Origin of the sequence: uncultured Paraglaciecola sp. (assembly GCF_937123705.1) — a bacterium.
Classification (GTDB): domain Bacteria; phylum Pseudomonadota; class Gammaproteobacteria; order Enterobacterales; family Alteromonadaceae; genus Paraglaciecola.
Map to the genome: position 1 here is coordinate 1 of NZ_CAKZKO010000125.1, position 5070 is coordinate 5070.

Below are 5070 nucleotides of genomic sequence, written 5' to 3' on the forward strand. Positions count from 1 at the left end.
GGATATCCTCTCTGCGATGCTGGCCGAGGAATGCGGTGTCTGGTGTAAAACCGTCGCCGGTCAGCGATACATGGCGCAGATCGGCGCACAGCTAACGGCACTGAAAGCAATCGAAACCGACGATGTGACGGTCACGCTCGATCAGTTAGTCGCTGAGCTGATTGCTACCGTCGAATCAGTACAGATAACCCAATGACACCGCTAGAACAGCGCAAGCACTTCCACTCAGTCTGTGAGCGCGCCTATCTGCCAGTTGATACCAAACTACCCACCGGCGAATCGTTTCATGTTTTCGGGGGGAATATGGTGGTCTTTCGGCAAGAGCTGGACGATGTGGTCAATATTGCTTTTCAGGGCAGCAAGACACTGCCGGACTGGTTGCAGAATTTCTATGCTTGGCCAACGAAGAAAGTCCAGCACATTGGCAAATTCCATCGCGGCTATGCGTGCAAGGTCATTGAACACCTGCAAGAAATTGACACACTGCTCAGTACCGGCAAGCAGAACATTGTCGGCGGTCACTCGGCGGGCGGTGGTGAGGGCGGAATATTCGCAGCGGTATCGTACCGGCAAGAGCTGATAACGCAGGTTGTGACATTCGGCGCACCGCAGTACATCAGGAAAATCTACAGCGCGCATCACGAGAACTGGTTGCGGCAGAGTACAACGCATTACGTCAATCCTTACGACATGGTGACATGGGTGCCACCGGGTATGCAGCGGATTGGCAAGGAAGTATTCAAAGGCATTCGCGTACAAGGCGGTAGCGAGCATCCTTTGCCGCTTTATGCCGAATTTTTCAAAGATGTGTAGGTGAGCTGTGTGCTGTTTATCTCAAAAATTAAAGCATTCTTTGTCGAACACGTTGGCGTACATATCGGCGCTGCCAATGGGCTTGAAATATTTATTCTGCTGTTCATGGGCCAGCTCGGTCAGGCGCTTATCAATGGTAAGCCAATCCACTGGCGAATCATCCTCGGCAATCTCATGCTCAACGCAGTCATCACCTCGATCATCATCAACACCGGCAAGTGGCGCGAGTGGTCTGATAGCGTCATGTATCTCATTGCTGGTGCTATTGGCGTCATCGGTATTAACTTTACGGTCGCGGTCGCTAAAAAATATATTCAGAGGCTTTCAAAATGATTAAGCCATTCCGCTTCAAAGATGGCCATGTTGTATTTAGTCCGTGGCTGATTAGGACATCGCGGGTTCTGGTTATTCTGGCGACGGTTCTATGGGTGCTTGGCGCTTTCGCTTTGCGCATATCAGGATCAGCAAACGCTCACGCCAACACCTTCACCGACGAACGGGAATGCATACTCTTGCAGACGGTTCAGTGCTATGACGACGAAGCGCAAAAATCACTACCCATCAGGGCCAAGTCGGTCGCTGCGATCAACAGAGTACGAGGCAATCCATGAAGAAATTGACAACATACGCTTTACTGGCCGCAACTTTGGCGCTTGCCACTCTTGCTCAGGCTCAGGACTGCGTGCCGCTAACAGAAACCCCAATACTGGCGTGCGACGCAGGGACGATGAATTGCCCGATTCAGATTAGAGTTTGTTTTGACGAGCCAACGACTCGAATAGATGGAACACCTCTACCCGCAAGCGAGATTGCTGGACATAAGCTGCGAGCAGCAACATCAGGCGGCGCGACCATCGTTGATTACGCTGAGTCTGGAACGGCGGTTCCAATGGTCTTGGCAGTAACTGTAGCGGACGTGTTAGACGACGGACAGGTCTCCATTGCGCTAGACATAACAACCGTGGACATTTACGGCAATGAGGCCGCGCAATACAGCCCGACCAACATAGTGAACGCGGGATTCGATCAGGCGTTTATTGATAGCGTAGGCGGCGAGCTAAGCCCCTTGTCGCGAATCCTGAACCTCGAAGCTGTGATCGTGGTGCAGTAGTAGCTATGCCTTTTCTCCAGCTAACCGACAACACAGAACAAAACGATCTGCTTTGGGAGCAGTTTGTCGAGCGTGGAAATAACCTCAAACCCAATGTGACGGTGAAGGGACTTGGGGCTGGTGTTAGCTTCTTGACGAACAGAATGCGGATTGTAGGCTGGCGGCCGAGTCTGGAAGGCTTTACGGTCAAAAGCAACATCACGCTCATCAACCCCGGCGAACCTCTCATGCGAGACGTTTGGGTTCATCCTGAATGGGGCTATGGTATACGAGTGATTACTCGACGGTTGCCCGACTGGAAGCCTTCACGCTGGCCTAGTCGAGGCGATGAGGTGCCTAGCGCACGCCATACGCTAGGACACTACTACGACGTCCATGTTATCCAGTGGGATGGAGGCAAGCCTTCAAATGGCTGGCTATTCCAGAACATGATCCCGAAATCGCAGAGAGAGAATGGCGAGTTCTTCAATCACATTTACCTTCATGGCGGCCATACTGCTGTGAAGGGTGTCGGCATGACGCTTAAGAGTGTGAACTACCTAGTTTCAGACGGACATCATATTGACGCCTCGCTGGAAGGTGGCTTAGACATTGACGAGCATTGCCGCGACATAATCTGGAACAGCGCCTTCGTCGAGCCTAGCTCACAAGACCCGAACAAGGGCAATGGTTATCAGTCGGTGAGTGGTGAGGGTAAGCGGCACTTTACGCACAGAATGCTGGTAGTGTAGCGAATGGCAACCTTAACGACGGGCAGCTATACGATTCCGTCAGTCGTTACAAACTACGGCTACGACGTCGATCTTGCTTATGGATCGCTTGATCCGCTAACAGAGGAGTTCACCTACGGTACGGTCACTGTAGGACATCTTGGCTGGAACACTGCAGACAACGGTGTCGTACTAGAGATAACGACCGGCAGGCAGGGCACGAACTCTGGCTGGTATAGCTTCGCAGTTGATGGCGTAGTTTATCTGCGTGAAGATGCAACATTCTATGAGCTAGGCGACCGCTATCAATGGGTATGGCCTATCGGTACAAACCCGTTTGGCACAACAGACGGTATTGAAAAAGACATAACTTGGAAATCGGTGGCTGATCCTATGGGACTTTTATTTACAGATGATTTTGCATCCGGCGATAGCAGCGCATGGCAAGGTGAGAGCGGCACACCCGCCTATACAGGTAATCGACTGGTGTATCTTGAAGGCACCAGCGAAGGCTATGTATATATCGGTCGAGGCAACGGTAATACCGGAAATCTGTTAGATGGCATGGTGCAAGGTTGGGTAAAGTTCACCCTAAACATTCCATACGGGTCAGTTGGCGGCAATCGGAACGCATCGGTTGTGAGCTTTATTAACAACACGTCAACAGCCAATATACCGCTAGACCTTCGGCTGCTATCCGACGCCAGCACAGGACAAATAACAAGACTTCGTGCAGTGTACGACAATTCTACGGGTGCGCAGCAGCTAGTCGAAAGCGATGAATTTACATCTATTAGCAACGACGGCGACCACACCATCGAGGTATTTTTTCGTTGCGCGCAAGAGGGTATGGACGACGGAGTGCTTGACGTATACATAGACGGGGGTGGTACGCCAGTATTTTCGCTAACTAACATCGATTCAAACATCAACGGCGCAAATAGCGTTTTCGATGAAATACGATTAGGGATAGGCGTGTCTGGCGGCTTTGTTAATGCGGTTGGCTACCAGATCGACGACGTAGAGATCAGCACCAATCGAGTGTATACAGCGGGGCGCGCTGCGTACTATATCGACAATGTTCTGGGCGATGATGCCAACACCGGCAGCAGCGCGTCGCCAATGAAATCGCTGGCAGCCGGTCTCGGTAGTATGCGTGCGGGTGATGTGGTTAATCTGGTTGATAACGGTGCGGCGAACCCGTATCGATTTAATGCCAAGCAGGGCGGGCGCGTGCCGCTTACATGGGATGGCACAGCGACCAGTCGAATGCACCTAGACGGACACGGTGCGCCGATTACCGGCTCGATCAATGCCACCCACGGCGGCGACTTCAGCTGGACGGAATCACCATCACAAAGTGGTGAGTATTACGTCACAAGAACCGGCGGGGCAAATCCCGGCTTCGACGCTGAGCCGAATTTCATCGGCATTGCATCGTCGTTTGCCGGCATGGAAAACCTAACAGAAAAGCGCACCAAAGGCACAATGGGCTCGCTTGCCGCCGGTGAATTTGATTACGGAGACAACGACACACTTGCGTTTAACACGATCTACTACCGACCGGCCTCGGGCGAGACCATTACCAGCGATCATATTGAGATTCCTTACGCGGGAAACTCGGCGGCGGTTATCGATATGCAGGGCGACTATCTCACTATACAACGATGTAAAGTTTATTACGGATTGCATCACGGTATACGCACAAACAGTGCTACCGGCTCACGCATTATTGATAATACCTGCAAGTACAACAATACAGTGGGCATTTATCAGGATGGCGGTAGCGCTGAAATACGCGAAAATGAGTGCGCCAATCAGGAGGGGACAGGCTCAGGTGGCGGCATTGGCATTTTAAATACGACGGTTGCTGGCAATCGCGTTGATAGCAATTATTGTCATGGCAACGAGGACGATGGAATTGATACATCGGCGGCGGGAAGTACGACGAACCCGATAATGATTATTAACAATCGGTGCGTCAATAACGGCCACAACTCTAGCGATGGCATTGGCATAGAAATTAACTCGACAACTGTCGCTACAATTATCTACAACACAGTTAGCGGCAACAACAATCGAGGCATTTCTATTGCTAATGCAACCGACAACATGGAAGTGTCCAGCAATATTATCGATGGCGAGTCAGTGGGTATACACTTCGAGACCAACGTAGGCTCGACCAACACTATTATTGCAGAGCGCAATACATTTTATGGCAATACATCAGATGGTAACTCGCACTGGTTGAGCAACTACGATAGCGTAGACGACAACACAACTATTGACCCTGCCGTTAGCAGCACAGGCATAGCGTCTAACCCGCAAGGGCGCGGGGCGATAGTGGCCAGCGGTGGTGGTGGTGGTGGCGGTACAAAAATTATTGGAAATTCAATTATAGGAGGGTAGCAAATGGCGACGACGCTTGGATCATCA

Annotated in this window: 6 protein-coding genes; all 6 read left to right on the forward strand. The window is 51.4% G+C overall.

Going from position 1 to position 5070, the window contains the following annotated elements:
• The coding region (locus Q0688_RS15615; RefSeq protein ID WP_299078797.1) for a hypothetical protein at positions 1 to 196 on the forward strand (196 nt) is incomplete at its 5' end.
• Complete coding sequence (locus Q0688_RS15620; protein ID WP_299078800.1) at positions 193 to 813, forward strand: hypothetical protein; 621 nt, start codon at positions 193 to 195, stop codon at positions 811 to 813. The genes Q0688_RS15615 and Q0688_RS15620, both read left to right, overlap by 4 nt.
• Before the next feature lie 9 nt (positions 814 to 822).
• Positions 823 to 1146 (forward strand): hypothetical protein, encoded by a 324-nt coding sequence (locus tag Q0688_RS15625; protein WP_299078803.1) that lies wholly within the window; start codon positions 823 to 825, stop codon positions 1144 to 1146.
• Between the two features lie 274 nt (positions 1147 to 1420).
• Complete coding sequence (locus Q0688_RS15630; protein ID WP_299078806.1) at positions 1421 to 1924, forward strand: hypothetical protein; 504 nt, start codon at positions 1421 to 1423, stop codon at positions 1922 to 1924.
• Between the two features lie 5 nt (positions 1925 to 1929).
• Complete coding sequence (locus tag Q0688_RS15635) at positions 1930 to 2655, forward strand: hypothetical protein (protein WP_299078809.1); 726 nt, start codon at positions 1930 to 1932, stop codon at positions 2653 to 2655.
• A 3-nt stretch (positions 2656 to 2658) separates the two neighbouring features.
• The gene (locus Q0688_RS15640) at positions 2659 to 5043 is read left to right on the forward strand and encodes a right-handed parallel beta-helix repeat-containing protein (RefSeq protein ID WP_299078812.1); all 2385 of its coding nucleotides are present in this window, start codon (positions 2659 to 2661) and stop codon (positions 5041 to 5043) included.
• Positions 5044 to 5070 lie beyond the last annotated feature (27 nt).

What these genes read in the sequence shown, in the direction of transcription:
- Q0688_RS15620 (WP_299078800.1), top strand. Translation starts at nt 193, where the DNA reads ATGACACCGCTAGAACAGCGCAAGCACTTCCACTCAGTCTGTGAGCGC.
- Q0688_RS15630 (WP_299078806.1), top strand. Translation starts at nt 1,421, where the DNA reads ATGAAGAAATTGACAACATACGCTTTACTGGCCGCAACTTTGGCGCTT.
- Q0688_RS15635 (WP_299078809.1), top strand. Translation starts at nt 1,930, where the DNA reads ATGCCTTTTCTCCAGCTAACCGACAACACAGAACAAAACGATCTGCTT.
- Q0688_RS15640 (WP_299078812.1), top strand. Translation starts at nt 2,659, where the DNA reads ATGGCAACCTTAACGACGGGCAGCTATACGATTCCGTCAGTCGTTACA.